The organism is Paenibacillus phoenicis, from assembly GCF_034718895.1.
Classification (GTDB): Bacteria; Bacillota; Bacilli; order Paenibacillales; family Paenibacillaceae; genus Fontibacillus; species Fontibacillus phoenicis.
Genome location: NZ_JAYERP010000001.1, coordinates 3,721,802 through 3,738,545, shown reverse-complemented (window position 1 = coordinate 3,738,545; position 16,744 = coordinate 3,721,802). Strand labels below are relative to the sequence as shown.

Below are 16,744 nucleotides of genomic sequence, written 5' to 3'. Positions count from 1 at the left end.
GGCTTTCGTATCAGCAGCGCCTGTTCATGGTATGATGATACGGATAGCGTTTGAATGGTGTAAGGTAAAGGAGGTTGACGATAGATGGGTTACGCTGCCGGAAATTATGAGGTGATCGTGGTTGGCGCAGGGCACGCGGGCTGTGAGGCGGCATTGGCTGCAGCGCGGATGGGCTGTCGTACGCTGATGGTTACGATTAATTTGGATATGGTTGCTTTCATGCCGTGCAATCCTTCGATTGGAGGTCCGGCAAAAGGCCATGTCGTCCGTGAGATTGATGCACTGGGCGGCGAAATGGGCCGTAACATCGACAAGACGTTCATCCAAATGCGGATGTTGAATACCGGGAAAGGTCCGGCCGTTCATGCGCTGCGCGCGCAGGCGGATAAATTCTTGTACCAGCACGCGATGAAGGAAACGCTGGAGAAGGAGCCGAATCTGACGATGCTCCAAGGGATGGTGGAGGAGCTGATCGTAGAGGACGGCCAGTGCGTGGGCGTCATTACGAAGACCGGGGCAGAATATCGGGCGAAAGCGGTGGTGCTGACAACCGGTACGTATTTGCGCGGGAAAATCATCATGGGCGAGCTGATGTATGAAAGTGGTCCAAACAATCAGCAGCCATCGGTGCGTTTGGCGCAAAACTTGAAGGAGCTGGGCTTCGAGCTCGTTCGCTTCAAGACGGGGACGCCGCCGCGGGTCCATAAGGATTCGATTGATTTCTCGCAAACGGAGATTCAGCCGGGGGATGAGAAGCCGAAGTTTTTTTCCTATGAGACAAAGAGTTCGGACAATGAGCAGTTGCCTTGCTGGCTGACGTATACCTCCGAGGAAACCCACAAGATTATTACGGATAACCTGCATCGTGCACCGATGTTCTCGGGTGTCATCGAAGGTACGGGTCCGCGGTACTGTCCTTCCATCGAGGACAAAATCGTACGGTTCAGCGATAAGCCGAAGCATCAGATTTTCTTGGAACCGGAAGGCAAAAATACGTCCGAATATTACGTGCAAGGCTTCTCCACCAGCATGCCGGAAGAGGTACAGTTGCAGATGCTGCGTTCGGTTCCTGGCTTGCAAAATGTGCAAATGATGCGGACCGGCTATGCAATTGAATACGATGCGGTCGTGCCAACCCAGCTGTGGCCTTCGCTGGAGACGAAGCGATTGCCGGGTCTGTTCACGGCGGGGCAAATCAACGGGACTTCCGGTTATGAGGAAGCGGCGGGACAAGGCATCATGGCCGGGATTAATGCAGCGCGTAAGGTGCAAGGCAAAGAGCCGATTGTGCTTGACCGCTCGCAAGGCTACATTGGTGTCTTGATCGACGACCTGGTAACCAAGGGAACTAACGAGCCGTACCGTTTGCTGACTTCACGGGCGGAATACCGGTTGCTCCTCCGTCACGATAACGCAGATTTGCGCTTGACCCCGCTTGGGTATGAAATTGGATTGATTTCGGAAGAGCGGTATGCCCGGTTTTTGGATAAAAAGCAGAAGGTTGAGCAGGAGATTGAGCGGTTGAAGACGACGAAGATTCGACCAACTGAAATCAATCCATTGCTGGAGTCGATTGGTTCCGCTCCGATTCAGGACGGAAGCAATTTGCTGACGATTTTGCGGCGTCCGGAAGTGACGTATGCGCATATCGCTTCGATTTCTCCATCTGAGGTTGAGCTCGATGAAGAAATGCAAGAGCAAGTTGAAATCCAAATCAAGTACGCCGGTTATATTGAGAAGCAATTGATCCACGTTGAAAGATTACAAAAAATGGAAAAGAAAAAGATCCCTGAAAATATCAACTATGACGATATTCAAGGCCTGGCCATCGAGGCGCGGCAAAAGCTGTCCAAAATCCGTCCGATCTCCATCGGGCAAGCCTCGCGGATTTCGGGGGTTACGCCTGCGGATATTTCCATCTTGTTGGTGTATTTGGAGCACTATAACCGGGTCACGGCTGCGGGAGGGTAACCATTGGATTCGATACAAGCCCAGTTTTGCTCGCTGCTACAGGAACATGGCATTGAGGTGTCGGAGGAGCAGCTCAAGCAATTTGAACGTTATTATGAAGAATTGGTCTCTTGGAACGAAAAAATGAACCTCACCGGGATCACCGAACGGGAGCAGGTCTATATCAAGCATTTTTATGATTCGATTAGCCTGGCTTTTCATGTCCCGATGGGGGAGATCGAGTCCATGGCGGATATTGGATCCGGAGCAGGTTTCCCCGGCATTCCCCTGAAAATTTGTTTTCCGCATTTACAGCTCACGATCGTGGATTCGTTAAACAAACGGATTCAGTTCTTGCAGCATGTGGTGAATGAATTAGGGTTGAACCAGGTGCGTCTGCTTCATGGACGTGCAGAGGATTTGGGACGCCAGGAAGATCTTCGTGACGCTTTCGATTTGGTTACAGCCCGGGCTGTTGCCCGAATGGCGATACTTAACGAGTTTTGTTTACCGTTTGTGAAGCCAGGTGGATTATTTGTAGCCATGAAGGGGAGTAATCCGGAGGATGAAGTGAAGGAAGCGGCCCGTAGTTTATCCGAGCTGAAAGGGAAATGGGTCAGCACACCGGCATTTTCTCTCCCGTTGGAAAACTCCGAACGCCATTTGGTGCTGATTCAAAAAACAGCCCCTACGCCCCAAAAATATCCGCGAAAAGCGGGAATTCCAGCGAAAATGCCGTTGGTTTAAACAACCATAGTAATTTCCCCCTTAGCAAAATGTTCCACGTGAAACATCGCTAAGGGGGCTTTTTGTCCGTTTGCAGGCAAATCTTACTTCTTTTCTATAACTTCTCTAAATTAGAGAATAGGATTATAGAGGAAAAAGTGGTAGAATAGATATATCGGGTTGGTTGAGGGTTGGATGGACGTTCCGAGGCCACGGTTATCTTGGTGGACAAACCCTTAACGAACGTGCATTTCGTTTAGAGCAATGTCATCCCACGGGGATGATCCGTAAGGCTTGGCCTTATGTCACTTTGAAATTAGGTGGTAATCGACGGAATGAAAGAACAATTTTCTAAATTGTTTGGGCTAACCGAACGAAATAGCGGAGATGAAGTGAGACAAATTCCGGTGGGGGAAATTGTCGGCAGTCCTTATCAGCCGCGGACGATCTTTGACGACGAGAAAATCGATGAACTCTGCCAAACGATTCGTACTCATGGCGTGATTCAACCGATTGTCGTACGGTACCGGAATGAGAAGTATGAGATCATTGCCGGAGAGCGTCGCTGGCGTGCCGTCAAAAAGCTGGGCTTGGAGTCCATTCCTGCGATCTTGCGCGATTTCAATGATTCGCAAGCCGCTTCTATCGCTTTGATCGAAAATCTCCAACGGGAAGGGCTGACTTCGATTGAGGAGGCGATGGCTTACCAAAATTTGATTGATTTGCATCAGTTGACACAAGAGAGCTTGGCTCAACGTCTTGGGAAGAGCCAATCCACGATCGCCAATAAGATCAGGCTGCTTCAACTTCCGGATGAAGTAAAAAATGCGCTGATGGAACGGAAAATTACAGAGCGTCATGCGCGTGCTTTGCTGTCCTTGGACTCGGAAGAGCTGCGACTGAAGGTGTTGGGTGAAATTATCAGCAAAGAGCTGAATGTAAAACAAACGGAAGCCCGAATTGCCTTTTATAAGGAAGTAGCCAAAAACAAAAAGTCTCCTTCGAGACGAATCTCCTTTACCAAGGATGTTCGATTGGCTCTAAATACGATTCGCCAGTCGATTGATATGGTTACGGGTTCTGGTTTGCAAATTAAAACGGAAGAAAAGGATCATGAGGATCATTATGAAATTGTGATTCAGATCCCGAAACGTTCATAAACTTCTCTCGCTGACCCTAACCGCGAGGTTCTGGTCAGCTTCTTTTTCGGTCTTTCTTGATTGGTTGTGAACATGTGATTGCTGAACTTTCTATGCACATGTGGATAATTATTTTCCTAATGTACATGGGATGGATACATCGGTTCATAGCTACTCATCTATCGATATCGACCGGCAGGTGTATTCACCACGCATTGCTATAGGTCTTTTTGTAGCTGCAGCCTAGAATGCGTACATGAGTACTACAAAGAGATTCTTCTATTATATTGAGGTGAACTGGATTGTCTAAAATCATCGCCATAGCGAACCAAAAAGGGGGCGTCGGGAAGACGACGACTTCTGTCAATTTGGGAGCGGGACTAGCTGCCATCGGAAAGAAAGTGCTGCTGATCGATATTGACCCCCAAGGGAATACGACAAGTGGTGTTGGCATTAATAAAGCGGATGTTGCGAATTGCATTTATGATGTACTGATTAATGAGGTTCATCCAAAGGAAGCAATTGAACATACGGAGATTGAAAATTTGCATATCATCCCGGCTACAATTCAACTGGCTGGGGCTGAAATCGAATTGGTTCCAACCATTTCGCGTGAAGTGAGACTTAAGAAATCGTTACAGCCTATTCGGAACTTATACGATTATATTTTGATTGATTGCCCGCCTTCGCTTGGAATTCTAACCATCAACTCCTTGACCGCCGCTGATTCCGTACTCATTCCTATTCAGTGCGAATATTACGCTTTGGAAGGTCTTAGCCAGTTATTAAATACGGTGAGATTGGTTCAAAAGCATTTAAATACTTCGCTGCAAATCGAAGGGGTCTTATTAACGATGTTTGATGCTCGGACAAACCTGGGGATTCAAGTCATTGAAGAGGTTAAGAAGTACTTCCAGCAGAAGGTATATAAAACAGTGATTCCACGTAATGTGCGTTTAAGTGAAGCGCCGTCCCATGGTCAATCCATTATTACGTATGACCCTCGTTCGAAGGGTGCGGAAGTATATCTTGAGTTGGCAAAGGAAGTGGTATCTTATGAGTAAACGATTGGGCAAAGGATTGGATGCTCTGATCCCGGCACTGTCTATTCAGGATGATGATAAGGTTATAGAGATCCCACTTAACCAACTTCGTGCCAACCCGTATCAACCACGCAAGACCTTTGATGAGGAGGCTATACGGGAGTTGGCCGAATCGATTCGGCAACATGGGGTTATTCAACCGATTATTGTACGCAGCGTACTCAAAGGTTATGAAATTATCGCAGGGGAGCGCCGGTTCCGTGCATCGCAATACTGCGGTAATGCAACCATCCCGGCCGTTGTTCGGAGTTTTTCAGATCAACAGGTCATGGAAATTGCACTCATCGAGAACCTGCAGCGGGAAAATCTAAACGCGATGGAAGTAGCGGTTGCGTACCAAGGGTTGATGGATCAATTCCAGCTAACACAGGAAGAGCTTTCGTTGAAGGTAGGGAAGTCTCGTTCTCATATCGCGAATTTTTTGCGGTTGCTTTCCTTGCCGGATGAAGTGAAGGAATGTGTTTCACGTGGAACATTATCGATGGGACATGCCCGAGCTTTGGTTGGGTTGAAGGATCCAGATACGATTAAGCAGTTGGCCCAGCAATGTATCGATCATGAATGGAGCGTTCGTGATCTGGAAAATGCGGTGCAACAACTGGATCGCAAAAAGCAGGAAAAACCAAAACCGGCTGGGAAGAAACGCGACCCCTATATCGAAGAAGTAGAAGAGAGTCTGCGTGAACGATATAAGACGACAGTCAAAATTAAAGCAAATAAAGACAAGGGTAAAATCGAAATTAACTATTACAGCCAGCAGGATTTGCAACGGCTGCTTGATATGTTGACTTCGGGATAAATGAAATGACATATCCAACTTTTGGACAGCTCCTAAAAGTGGGGGGCTTCAGAAGGAGGGTATGTCATTTCTTGGTCTGGCATCCGATTGAACTGGAACGGATCATAGAACTGAAATCCAAATCAAACTTATACCTGATCCTAAGGAGGGGAACGTGTTGCACGAGAAGAAATCCGTTATCTATCTGGATCATGCGGCTACATCTTGGCCAAAACCTCCTAGGGTAGGAGAAGCGATGTTGGAAATACTAAACGGACCAGCTGCCAATGCAGGACGTGGAAATCATGGGATGGCGCTCCAAGCGGGGAGGGTGCTGTACAACACGCGCGTCAAGCTTGCCCAGCTATTTGGGGTCTCCAATCCCAATGATATTGTGTTGACCTCCAGCACAACTTCAGCTTTAAATTTAGCCATCAAGGGATGGCTAAAACCAGGGGATCATGTGGTGGCGACAACCGTTGAACATAATTCGGTAAGGCGTCCACTTGAGTTCTTGAAGCGGACCGCAGGTATCGAAGTGGATTATGCTGAGGTGGATCCACGCGGTCAATTAGATTTGCAGCAGGTGGAGAATCTTTTCCGCCCCCACACACGTTTACTTGTATGTTCCCACAGCTCGAACTTGTTGGGATGTATTTTGCCAGTTCAAGCTTTAAGCCAGATGGCTCATGCGCACGGAGCGATTCTAATGGTGGATGCTGCGCAAACGGCAGGGTGCTATCCGGTAAACGTTCAAGAGATGGGGATCGACTTGCTTGCTTTTCCAGGGCATAAAGGGCTACTTGGACCTCAAGGTACAGGAGGATTATATATTCACCCGGATATTGACCTGGAGCCGCTGATGCATGGAGGAACTGGCAGTCAATCCGAAGAAATCGAGCAGCCGTCTGTTCGTCCTGACCGGTATGAAGCGGGCACTGTGAATACTCCAGGGATTGCCGGGTTAGGTGCTGGGGTAGAAATGGTGCTTGAACGTGGCGTGGAACAGATTCATCGTCACGAGTGGGAGTTAACCCAGTTTTTAATGAAGGAACTGCAAAAGGTTCCTGGCGTTCGTCTGATCGGTCCGGAGATCGGTCAGCCTCGAACGGGTATCGTCTCGTTTACAATCGAAGGACGGGATGCCTCGGAAGTCGCGTTTGTGCTGGATCGGGAATATGGCATCGCGGTTCGTGCAGGGTATCACTGCACACCGTTAGGCCATCAAACTGCCGGCACGCTGGAGGGCGGAGCGGTTCGCGCCAGCGTAGGTTATCTGACGACCGAGGCAGATCTTCAAACATTAATTGATGCAATTCATAAAATGGTGAACTGATCTCAAGCACAGAGGAGTAGAAAGTCGCATGCGGGAATGGAATGATCTCATCTTTGAGCAACTAAGCTGGATCGTTGGAGGTTTGGTTCTCCTGATCCTTTGGATGTTGATCTGGAATCTGATTCAGGGAAGTAAGCTTCGCAAGATGAAGCAAAGATACGAACTGATGATGAAAGGTACTGGCGTACAAGATCTGGAGACCTTGCTGATCGATTTGAAGATGCAGCAGGACAAAATCGAAGACGTCCAGGAAGAACAGAAGCAACAGCTTGCACAAATCCAAAAATGGATGCCTATGCAAAAATCTAAAATTGGTATCAAACGCTACAATGCTTTCGGTGAAAAGGGAAACGACCTGAGCTTCTCCATTGCGATCGTTAATGATCAGCAAGATGGCGTGGTCCTCACTGGCCTGTATAACCGTGATGGTTCTTTTGTTTATGCTAAGGGCTTGGAGAAAGGGGAGTCACCGCATGCGCTTTCTCCGGAAGAACGGGAAGCTATAGCTCTCGCCGGGCTAAGGAAATAGACCCTTGAGTCCACTCTTTAATCGCGGTATACAAGCATTTTGATATAATCTCTGAAAGACGCATAACTAGACTGAGACGTGTGTTTTGCAATACGAAGTATTCCATGAAGCCGCCGACATTGACGATGCCCGTAAGATGGATATCGCCGACCGGCGGTAATTCTTTATTCACCCCTGCTCCAGGGCGGAGGGGGCCTTGCACCACTTGGATGGATCCAACGCTGGATGTCTGACCGAGGCAGGCGTCAATGCTGATAATATAAGGGTTAGCGAACCGAGCGTGGATTTCATCTAAGGTTTCTCTTAGATTCATGGCATGTACAGGCTCATCGAGTGTGCCGTAAAGGTGAAAATACGGGCATTGATACTTCGCCAACGCGCTGCCGACCAGGGGGCCTAAGCAATCTCCGGTGGAACGATCGGTTCCAATGCAAACGACAACAATGTCTTGTCCTGGGGTAACCTGTCCAAAATGCAGAAGCAACCGGTGAATGATGGCCGAATGAATGCCGGGTTCGGTATGAAGGATTTTTAAATAAGGAATTTCTTGTCCTGGAATGGTCGGTTGAATCTGTGACATGGAATCTTCCTTTCCGCTGAAGATCAAGTGCGCATGCTGCACTTTATAGATTTAGTAGATAGTATATGGAAGAAATGCGTATTATATACTCGTACAAAAGTCTTAATGGACAAAAGGAGAGGAATCTGAATGGAAGAGGACTGGCTGGTGATGGCGTTTGATTCAACACAGCAGGCGCTGCGTGCGGAGATGCTGCTGGAGTATGCTGAGGTAGATATCGATTTATTTCCTACTCCCAAAGAAATCACCGCAGGATGTGCGTTGTCGATTCGTTTTCCCCAAAACGATTTGGAGGTAGTTAAAGAGATCATCACTTCGGAATCGGTAGAGATACGGGGGATTTACTCCCACGACGGGATGGGCTATCATAGCATCAAGCTTTAGGGCTTGACGGCCATGGATGATACATTGATGAAATCTCAAAAAGGATTGATAGATATGTTACTGGCAAAAGAACCGGAAGTGATCCAGGATGCTGCCGAAACGGTGACGACCTGGAAAGATAAGATATGGAATTGGTTTACAGATATGGATATGTGGATGAACGTGCTTTATGCCGGGATCAAAATTATCATTATTTTCACCCTCACCCGATTGTTCGTTCATATCGTATTCCGCTTAATCGATCGATCGTTGCAGAAGAGGGAGAAGAGCCGGTTGCAGATGAACCCGCGACGGTTAGTTACGGTTGGTGAACTGCTCAAGAATGTCACCACCATCACCAGCAATTTTATTATGGTCATGTTAGTGATGGGGGAGCTTGGGTTTGATCTGGCGCCGTTGCTAGCGGGTGCCGGAGTTCTTGGCCTTGCAATCGGTTTTGGTGCCCAGAGCTTGGTGAAGGATGTTATTACCGGCTTTTTTATCATTCTGGAGGATCAGTTTGCTGTTGGTGATGTCATTCAAACCGGAAGTCTGAAGGGGACGGTAGAGATGATTGGGCTGCGCTCCACTCGGTTAGTGAGCTACACGGGAGAGGTCCACATCATCCCTAACGGGATGATCACGAACGTAACGAATTACTCCGTGGGAACCGCATTGGCGGTGGTCGACTTGCCGTTTAGCAACTCAAGGAAGCTGGAGGACAGCGTAGAGCTGCTCAGAAGGGCCATGCAGCGCCTGAAAGAGGAGAAGGAGGGGATCCCTCAGGTTCCGAATGTGCTGGGCATTCAGTCGTTAACAGCGAGCGAGTACGTGATTCGAATTGCGGTGGAGTGTCCTCCAGCCATTCGATCGGAAGTGGAACGTCAGATCCACGCTTATGCCAAAGAAGCTCTGGAGCAGGAGGAGTTGGAGAACCAACGCGGGCATGCAGAGATCTAGGGTTCAATTTATTCGGAATAAATTAAAAATTCAAGAAAAGATCGGGGGATTGTGTGATGGAGCGGAAATCCTTTCAATTAGGCGATATTGTACAAATGAAGAAAAACCATCCTTGCGGGAGCAACGAAATGGAAATTATCCGGATGGGCATGGATATCCGCATTAAATGTATCGGCTGCAAACACAGCGTGTTGGTGCCTCGGGCGAAGTTCGAGAAGAATATGCGCAAAGTGCTCCGGTCGGCGGCTCTAGCACCAGAAAATACGGCGTCGGACGGGCAATCACCACCTGGAGAATAAGTAATTTATGGGATGAAGGGTACTCTCTATTGCAATCGGAATGAATTCATGGTACAATCATTCTTGCTGTGGAGAGGTACCCAAGAGGCCCAAGGGGGTTGACTCGAAATCAACTAGGCGTCGCAAGGCGTGCGTGGGTTCGAATCCCACCCTCTCCGCCATCACTCGTAAACCGCGTCATTATCACGTTTTCAGTACGTTATGTGTACGAAAACTGGACGCAAACGAGCGCTAGATGATTCGTACATACCTGAATGATTCCGACCTTCTACGTTAGAAACGCGTAGGAGGTCTTTTGTTTATGGATAAACGCACTGGAAAGAAAACGTTAACCCAGCGGACGCCCATTGCGGAGGTCGGCCTGCCGTCGTTTACGCTTGAGGAGGCGGTCGACTTCGTTGTAAAGGTGAAGCGCGCGAACAACCTCAAGGAGCGTACGATTGAGGGCTACGTTAAGAATATGCGCTATTTCATCGAATGGGTCGCGGATCACTACGGAGAGATTACGATCCAAGACGTAACGGCGGAAATGCTGCGCGACTATGTGATCTGGTGCGCCAATGAAAAGGAGTATTACGCCGGGCACCCGTTCAAGTCCGAATACAAGAAGGACCAGCGCGGGCTCTCGCCGGCTTCCGTTAACGTCCGTATCCGCGTTTTAAGGACGTTCTTTAACGTTCTCCATGCCGAGGAGGTAATCGACCGTAATCCGGCCGCAAACTTATCTCTAATGCGCCAGGACGTCGATACAGTTACGCCATTGACCGAGGAGGAGCTGCGGCGGTTCTTAAAGGCTCCGGACCGGCAGCAGTGGGCGCAGTGGAGAGATTACGTAATTATGACGTTGATCCTGGATACAGGTCTACGTCTGAACGAAATCTGCGCGCTGGAAAAGTCGGAGGTTGATTTCGTACGGAAGTTAATCGTGCTTCCGGCCGCGAAGAATAAGAACCGGAAATCCCGCGTATTACCGCTGTCTACGGAAACAGTACGGCTGCTGAAACAGCTTATTGCGGAAACGGAGCGGCATTTTGAGACTACGCGGGTATTTACGACGAACTACGGGGAGCCGCTGAACGAGAAGACGATCCAAAAGGCGTTTGATAAGTACGCGGAAAAGGCGAAGCTCGGGCGTAGTGTGTCGCCGCACGTTCTGCGCCACAATTTCGCGACAATGGCCGCGGAGAATGGCATGAGTATATTTCACCTTCAAAAGATTATGGGCCATGCGGATATAGCTACGACGCGAAAATACGTCCAGATCAGCGAGGAGAGTATTGCGGACGAACACCGGAAGCACTCGCCACTTGCGCGGATTTTGAAGCGTGGAGGTGTATGACGAGAACATTTGCTCGTGTTGAAAATTGCTTTTATATCCCACTGGACAAATTATCTGCTATAATATGGGTAGGTAGGGTGAGCGGCCCGGTGGTGATGTATTATTGATACGTATCAGGTGATCATGCTCATTTTTACAGCAATGACTTTTACTTTAGCAGCAATGAAATTCATAATTGATTTAATTGTGGCAATGGAAAAGAAAAAGTAGCCGATCTCTGTGGTGGAGAAATCGACTACCTCTGGCCTTACTTACACTTTGTATTTATAACCCTTGCCCTACCGATCGGCCGCTAGCGCAGGTAACGTTAGCGGCTTTCTATCTTCATTCTAAACTGGGTGTTTACAAAAGTAAAGTAATTTGATATTATTTTTTGCTGGCCTACGGAACATATATTAGAACATTTATCGTCTGTTTTCCGCTCATTTACCGCGAAATTAGCCGCTATGGCCGCGTCTGAATACAAACGGTAGGGCAGGCGTATATAAGCGCTAATTTCACGTAAAAATCACGATAATAGTACGTAAGAGGGGCGCAAAAGAACGCACCGATTGAAAAGAGGGGCGCAGGCTTGGCGGAGTAAAATCCGTTTGGCTTGCGCCCCATTTTTGCGTTTTATGACGAAATTAATCGTCCGTCGGACGTGCGCGTTACTCGCGTACGGTCATCTCATCTACCGTTTTTGTGACTCCGGACTTGAGCGTGTGTTCTCGCGTGCGTTCTTCGGGCGGAAGCGTTGCGATTTCGTAGAGGGCGCGTAGTCCAAAACGTTGGTACGTACCAACATCGCCTAATTCCTCAAAAACGGTTATGAATCGGTGTGCCTGACTTCGATCGAAATCAACGTGTTCTTCCAGCCAACGTATCCAACCGCCGGCCTCTTCGCGTTGTCGCGCAAGATTTCTCTCGTCGGCCCTACTGCTATCTATTTTTGCGTCGCGTACCGATTTGAGGCGGCGTCCGATTTCGAATATGGCTTCGCCGGCGACGCGCTTGTATGCGTTGATTTCGGCGGTGATTGTTGGTAAAAAAGACCGCGGACTCAACGGTCGGCGGTCAGCTATTGGACAGCATTCCATATAATAGAGAGTATTATTGCGACAGTAAACAATGCGGCAGCGGTGGCTATTAGTTTTTTCATTTCTCATCCTCTATATACTCAATTAAATCCCCAGGCTTCACATTCAAACCCTTACATAATGCGTCCAATGTTGGAAAATCGATTCGTGCATTAGCGTTTGTTGCGAGTGCTTTAACAGTATTTCGACTTATCTTTGTAATTTCGACCACATCTTTCTGCGTTAATCCTTTGGCCTCCATAATTTTATCCAACGAGAAGCGGATCATAAAAAATTCCTCCAAAATAAACAAGTAAACTAGTTGACAAGCAGACTGGTTGTGTTTAAACTAGTAAACAAGATAACAAGTCAACTAGCTGACATGTTAGCAAGTTTACTATTCAATACGCTTATCATACCAAAAAGATTCATTTTTATCAATTTAGGAGGTTATCGCAATATGAAATCTGCTATCATCATCCCGACCGTTACTCTCGGCTACTACCGCAATTGCCGCACGCAACTTATCGAAGTCACTCTCGGAATGGGCCGCACCGCCAAGCGCGCCGCCGTACACCCAACGCTATTCATCGCGGTATTTCCCGACGTAGACCGGCGCTGGACCGGCGGCACGATCGACGCAAACCCTTCGCAACTCTACGCGCTCGGCCTCGGCCCCAAACCGCGCAAAGAGATGACGGTCAAGCTCGCCGACATGCCGTACCAAGTGCGCTATGTCTACGCGCCGCAGATCGACCGCTATATTGCGCGCCTGCTTGGAACGCGCCAAGAGTTATCGTCCGGGGCGCGGCACTTTCGCCATGTGACCGGTGTATCTAATCGCGCGGTTCTCGGCTCCATATCGTTAACGGCGGACCAGGCGCGGGCCCTCGGCTTCATTATCGCGCAAGAGGAGGTGGCGGCAGATGAACTATCGGCCTAAGTCTGCGACTGAGTACCATTATATCTGCGTTCTCGACCGCGACGGATGGCGGATCACCGTCAACGTATTTACTCCGCGACCAGTCACGAAAGAGGAACTGCGTGGCCTTGCGATTGATCGCGCAATTGAGCACTTAGCGATAACTGGTATTGACGCGCAGCCGGACGAGTTTGAGCCGATTGGTTTTCGGGAGGTGCCTGTTTATGTCGACGAAATCAACAGCTAGCCGGATCGCATATTTCACACGTAAGGCTAACCAATACGGGGCACGCCGATACGATTTCCTTCGCGGCCGATCCGCATCCAGACCGCCGGCTCTCCGCTATAAGCGGTTGCTGGCGTACAAGGCGGCCGTACACCGCAGAATCCTCGCCGAAAGGGGCGCTATTAATGGGTGATCTGACGCAGGTTGCGCTCGTTCGCGGCCCGTATGATACGCCGTTTGATTACGAGATCACTACCGGTTACCTCGTCGATAAACCGTCCGGTAGCGATCCGGTCTTTGTTATGTACGCGGAGGGGGCGGCGATATACTTCACGCTTGCGGACAAGCTGCGCGACTCGCTGTACGTTGTGAATACGCAATCGAACTGCGTTGATTTTTATATCGATGCCGGGCGCGATCCCTCCGCCCTTATTGCGGAGATCGCCGGCAAGCTCCGGAGTATGACTGCGCTCGATTTCATGCGCGCTTTGGTACGTACTCCGGGCGACCACGCTATTTATTACCGTTGATTCCGCGTAAATGAGCGAGTAGCTCTCCGATGAACCTATACGCCGTTGCCGCGGCTCAAGGTGCGCCAACACCGAATGGGGAGGAGATGCGCGTTAAACCCGTACCTGCCGGCCGCCAACCGGTGGGATCGCCATTCGGGGGATTATCGCCGAGTAGCGCCAAATGCTCGGCGGATTTATCCGGTCGGTTCTGCGCCAACAGTTCCGGCCGGGTACGTAAATTCCTGCGGTAAACACCGCGATTATCGCAAGCGGGCGGCCGGTGAAAATCCGGTATAGGGCACCGCTCGTTTGCGTTTTATATAGGATAATACGAATGTGCGTTCGCATGGTTTCGTTTTTTTTTGAAAGTTCTCGTTAACAAAAACGGGGTTACGGGCTATCCTTATATTGAGAGGAGGCGATCGCCGTGCAACCGGGAGAGGGCGCGGTCGAATACGCGGCAGAATTAACGGAAGGGCTCACGCGGGAAGAGGCGGCGGCAATAATACGTAAGCTATTGCGGGAGCCCAGCGCCGATCCGCGCATTAAACGGTGTGAAATTTGCGGATACCCATTCCGCGATAAGACACGGCCTGGCAACGCGAAAGTATGCGGTCCGTCGTGCAAAACTACGCGGAAAACGGTCCAACGGGCGGAGCAACGAGCGCGGAAAGACGTAAACAAGCCGAAACGGGAGCGTCGGTACGACCAGGAGGCGTTCATGCGGCGGTTGTGGAACTACGAGAAACCGTACGATCCGGACAAGCTGGCGCAAATTGCTGCGGCACGGGAACGGGCGCGGCTCATGGGAGGCGGTCGGAGGAAGCCAATCCGTAAAGTAGAGTACTAAAAATTTAGCTGGCGACAAAATACATAAGTGAGAGGGCCTAATTGGGCTCTTTTTATTTTACGTTCATACGTATATTTTGCGACGATATGTGCCCCTGATAATGAGTAAAGATTTTTTGCGTTATGGTTGTATTTTGCGCCAATATGTGCCTACGGGTTATGAAGCCGACGGAGAGCCGGCCTTTTGTCCGTGGCTAGGATTCGCGGTCCGAAAAGCAGGATACTCCGACACCTGCGAGCCACGGCTATTTTATTTTCGTCGGGAAATTAAACGCAAAACTGCAAACGTGCCGGATGCTCGGCGGCGCGGGAGCGGTTCTTTTTTATTTACATCTATGTAGGAACTAAACTCTACTACACAAAGGAGGTTATTCTGATGACGTTGACTCCGGAAGTAATTCGTATTTGCCGCGTAAATCTTGGGATGTCGCAGGGACAACTCGCAAAAAAGGCGGAAATTTCCTGCCCGCTGCTTGGCGCAATCGAACGCGAGGACAGAGCGCTATTGCCGCACGTTGCTAAAAAAATCCGCGAAGCAATTCCGCTTACAGACGAGCAGATTGCGGATATTGTTGCCGCGAACCGCAGAATCAACCGCGCCGGGTAAGACGCTACAAAGACTGGGCTAAAGTGTAGTTTGAACGGATACTTTGCGTATGTTCCCGTACGTTCAAATGAACGAGCGCGAACAGGGTTGAGTCGCTACGCTCCTCACCACTGCGGCCAAAACCGGGCCTTGTGGGATTATTATATATCTTTTGCCGCGTCAGAGAAGTTGATGATCTTTATCCGCGGTTAGAAATAGATATGGTGCCGAAGGTGCGAAGCAACAAGGCCGACGGGGCCGGTAGGCGACGGCGACACATCATTGTACAATCTCACGTTTACTCATGGAGCGCATCAATGAAGTAGTTCATGATGGCGTGATAGTTTCTGTGCGCGTTCAAAGAATACAAAATAAATAGACTAATAAATAAGGATAGACACGGCCGAAAACGCTAAATGCCGCACCAGGCGCAGGATTTCGGCTTTTTGTGTTGTTCCTGAAAAGCATGGTATTTCGGCAGTTTTGTTCCTGAAAAGCATGGTATTTTTTGAGGAGGGGTCAAATGGCAATCGATAGGAAACGAGAACAATGGCATTGGGCGAACCTCACGCCAAAAACAAAGCGCGGTGTCCTTGCACAGAAAGAAGCGATTGAGTCGGAATTAGGCGAGAGATTAGCTTATTTCGAGATTGTACCAAAAATGACAGAGCCCCAAGTTCGCGGAAAAAAGGCGCTTGACGAGCTACGTACGCACTCAGACGAGAACGGAGGATTTGTATTCGCGTTATTCCATAGTTGTATGACGATGTCCGAGCGGTTCCCGTCACTCAATCAATCGGACCTTGCGCGGCTAATGTTTATCGGAACGTACACCAATTACGACGGCCGCCTTCAATACGATAACGGTCGTCCGATTAATCGTAAGGCGTTGGGCTCGTTATTGAGCATGAGCCGCGCTAGGTTCTCGCAGTTCTACGGCAAGCTGCTTGCGGATGGGATCGTAAACGACGACAACGAACACGGCGACATCTACGTTAACCCGTCGATATTCTACCGGGGATCACTTGATGACGCGGAGTATAAACTAGATGAATATCGGCATACACGGTTATTTCGGAGAACGGTGCGCGATTTGTACGAGCGGTATAATGGCCGATCAATCAAACAACTGGCGATTGTGTTCGCGGTACTTCCGTTTATAAATTTTTCGTTCAACGTTGTTTGCTTTAACCCAGAGGAACAAAACGAGGACCGTGTATCGCCGATGGACTTGGATCGGTTAGCCGCGTTACTCAATTATAAGGATACGCAAAAACTGCGCACTGCGCTCGGCTCGCTTAAACTTGACGGGAAGCCGGTGTTCTTGTTAGTACCGGACGTCAACGACAAAAGAAAGCGCCGTATCATCGTTAATCCGCGCGTTGTATTTGCGGGAACCGATCCAGCAAAGTTAGCCGCTATAAAGGTACTCTTCAATTAAGGCGCAGCCATAGCGCTTTTTTATTTTTGTCCGCACGGTATGACGTTA

The 16,744-nt window shown here is 49.2% G+C and carries 22 protein-coding genes and 1 tRNA gene; 20 read left to right on the top strand and 3 right to left on the bottom strand.

Features of this window, described 5'->3' with window-relative positions:
- Window positions 1–84 precede the first annotated feature (84 nt).
- From mnmG to U9M73_RS17755, 7 genes are all read left to right on the top strand, one after another.
- Entirely contained in the window at window positions 85–1,971 is a 1,887-nt protein-coding gene (gene mnmG, locus U9M73_RS17785) for a tRNA uridine-5-carboxymethylaminomethyl(34) synthesis enzyme MnmG (protein WP_009223346.1), read from the top strand.
- Window positions 1,972–1,974: 3 nt separating this feature from the next.
- Window positions 1,975–2,697 (top strand): 16S rRNA (guanine(527)-N(7))-methyltransferase RsmG, encoded by a 723-nt coding sequence (rsmG, locus tag U9M73_RS17780; RefSeq protein WP_323078360.1) that lies wholly within the window; start codon window positions 1,975–1,977, stop codon window positions 2,695–2,697.
- A gap of 314 nt (window positions 2,698–3,011) precedes the next feature.
- Entirely contained in the window at window positions 3,012–3,836 is an 825-nt protein-coding gene (noc, locus tag U9M73_RS17775; protein ID WP_036644069.1) for a nucleoid occlusion protein, read from the top strand.
- A gap of 281 nt (window positions 3,837–4,117) precedes the next feature.
- Window positions 4,118–4,879 carry a ParA family protein gene (locus U9M73_RS17770; RefSeq protein WP_009223349.1) on the top strand — a complete coding sequence of 254 codons (762 nt, stop codon included), beginning with the start codon at window positions 4,118–4,120 and terminating at the stop codon, window positions 4,877–4,879.
- Window positions 4,872–5,717 carry a ParB/RepB/Spo0J family partition protein gene (locus U9M73_RS17765; protein WP_009223350.1) on the top strand — a complete coding sequence of 282 codons (846 nt, stop codon included), beginning with the start codon at window positions 4,872–4,874 and terminating at the stop codon, window positions 5,715–5,717. Before U9M73_RS17770 ends, U9M73_RS17765 begins: the two co-directional genes overlap by 8 nt.
- A gap of 154 nt (window positions 5,718–5,871) precedes the next feature.
- A complete protein-coding gene (locus U9M73_RS17760) occupies window positions 5,872–7,032 on the top strand; it encodes an aminotransferase class V-fold PLP-dependent enzyme (RefSeq protein WP_009223351.1) in 1,161 nt (386 codons plus the stop codon).
- A 28-nt stretch (window positions 7,033–7,060) separates the two neighbouring features.
- Window positions 7,061–7,561 carry a DUF4446 family protein gene (locus tag U9M73_RS17755; RefSeq protein ID WP_009223352.1) on the top strand — a complete coding sequence of 167 codons (501 nt, stop codon included), beginning with the start codon at window positions 7,061–7,063 and terminating at the stop codon, window positions 7,559–7,561.
- On the opposite strand, the gene yyaC is transcribed toward U9M73_RS17755, so the two are convergent.
- On the bottom strand, window positions 7,533–8,141 hold the full coding sequence (yyaC, locus tag U9M73_RS17750; RefSeq protein WP_009223353.1) for a spore protease YyaC: 609 nt from the start codon (window positions 8,139–8,141) through the stop codon (window positions 7,533–7,535). The genes U9M73_RS17755 and yyaC overlap by 29 nt on opposite strands.
- 129 nt (window positions 8,142–8,270) lie before the next feature.
- Here yyaC and U9M73_RS17745 point away from each other — a divergent pair, with 129 nt between their 5' ends.
- The 5 genes from U9M73_RS17745 to U9M73_RS17725 all read left to right on the top strand — a co-directional run bounded on the left by U9M73_RS17745 (window position 8,271) and on the right by U9M73_RS17725 (window position 11,102).
- Complete coding sequence (locus U9M73_RS17745) at window positions 8,271–8,525, top strand: putative Se/S carrier protein (RefSeq protein ID WP_009223354.1); 255 nt, start codon at window positions 8,271–8,273, stop codon at window positions 8,523–8,525.
- A 54-nt stretch (window positions 8,526–8,579) separates the two neighbouring features.
- The gene (locus tag U9M73_RS17740; RefSeq protein ID WP_009223355.1) at window positions 8,580–9,464 is read left to right on the top strand and encodes a mechanosensitive ion channel family protein; all 885 of its coding nucleotides are present in this window, start codon (window positions 8,580–8,582) and stop codon (window positions 9,462–9,464) included.
- Between the two features lie 56 nt (window positions 9,465–9,520).
- Window positions 9,521–9,763, top strand: coding sequence for a DUF951 domain-containing protein (locus U9M73_RS17735; RefSeq protein ID WP_036644074.1), 243 nt, complete (start codon window positions 9,521–9,523; stop codon window positions 9,761–9,763).
- 70 nt (window positions 9,764–9,833) lie between these two features.
- Window positions 9,834–9,924, top strand: a tRNA-Ser gene (locus U9M73_RS17730).
- A gap of 140 nt (window positions 9,925–10,064) precedes the next feature.
- Entirely contained in the window at window positions 10,065–11,102 is a 1,038-nt protein-coding gene (locus U9M73_RS17725; RefSeq protein WP_323078356.1) for a tyrosine-type recombinase/integrase, read from the top strand.
- Window positions 11,103–11,752: 650 nt separating this feature from the next.
- On the opposite strand, the gene U9M73_RS17720 is transcribed toward U9M73_RS17725, so the two are convergent.
- Together U9M73_RS17720 and U9M73_RS17715 are read right to left on the bottom strand one after the other, a co-directional pair.
- On the bottom strand, window positions 11,753–12,250 hold the full coding sequence (locus U9M73_RS17720; protein WP_323078354.1) for a DUF3102 domain-containing protein: 498 nt from the start codon (window positions 12,248–12,250) through the stop codon (window positions 11,753–11,755).
- Window positions 12,240–12,449 carry a helix-turn-helix domain-containing protein gene (locus U9M73_RS17715; protein ID WP_323078352.1) on the bottom strand — a complete coding sequence of 70 codons (210 nt, stop codon included), beginning with the start codon at window positions 12,447–12,449 and terminating at the stop codon, window positions 12,240–12,242. The genes U9M73_RS17720 and U9M73_RS17715 overlap by 11 nt, the downstream gene beginning before the upstream one ends.
- A 171-nt stretch (window positions 12,450–12,620) precedes the next feature.
- On the opposite strand from U9M73_RS17715, the gene U9M73_RS17710 reads away from it, so the two are divergent.
- From U9M73_RS17710 to U9M73_RS17675, 8 genes are all read left to right on the top strand, one after another.
- Window positions 12,621–13,103: a hypothetical protein gene (locus U9M73_RS17710; RefSeq protein WP_323078351.1), complete on the top strand. Its 483-nt coding sequence runs from the start codon at window positions 12,621–12,623 to the stop codon at window positions 13,101–13,103.
- Window positions 13,087–13,329, top strand: coding sequence for a hypothetical protein (locus U9M73_RS17705; protein ID WP_323078349.1), 243 nt, complete (start codon window positions 13,087–13,089; stop codon window positions 13,327–13,329). Before U9M73_RS17710 ends, U9M73_RS17705 begins: the two co-directional genes overlap by 17 nt.
- The gene (locus U9M73_RS17700; RefSeq protein WP_323078347.1) at window positions 13,307–13,501 is read left to right on the top strand and encodes a hypothetical protein; all 195 of its coding nucleotides are present in this window, start codon (window positions 13,307–13,309) and stop codon (window positions 13,499–13,501) included. Before U9M73_RS17705 ends, U9M73_RS17700 begins: the two co-directional genes overlap by 23 nt.
- On the top strand, window positions 13,494–13,838 hold the full coding sequence (locus tag U9M73_RS17695) for a hypothetical protein (RefSeq protein WP_323078344.1): 345 nt from the start codon (window positions 13,494–13,496) through the stop codon (window positions 13,836–13,838). The genes U9M73_RS17700 and U9M73_RS17695 overlap by 8 nt, the downstream gene beginning before the upstream one ends.
- 75 nt (window positions 13,839–13,913) lie before the next feature.
- Window positions 13,914–14,117: a hypothetical protein gene (locus U9M73_RS17690; protein WP_323078342.1), complete on the top strand. Its 204-nt coding sequence runs from the start codon at window positions 13,914–13,916 to the stop codon at window positions 14,115–14,117.
- A gap of 130 nt (window positions 14,118–14,247) precedes the next feature.
- Complete coding sequence (locus U9M73_RS17685; RefSeq protein WP_323078341.1) at window positions 14,248–14,670, top strand: hypothetical protein; 423 nt, start codon at window positions 14,248–14,250, stop codon at window positions 14,668–14,670.
- Between the two features lie 375 nt (window positions 14,671–15,045).
- Complete coding sequence (locus tag U9M73_RS17680; protein ID WP_323078340.1) at window positions 15,046–15,276, top strand: helix-turn-helix transcriptional regulator; 231 nt, start codon at window positions 15,046–15,048, stop codon at window positions 15,274–15,276.
- Between the two features lie 502 nt (window positions 15,277–15,778).
- Window positions 15,779–16,696: a hypothetical protein gene (locus U9M73_RS17675; protein ID WP_323078338.1), complete on the top strand. Its 918-nt coding sequence runs from the start codon at window positions 15,779–15,781 to the stop codon at window positions 16,694–16,696.
- Window positions 16,697–16,744 lie beyond the last annotated feature (48 nt).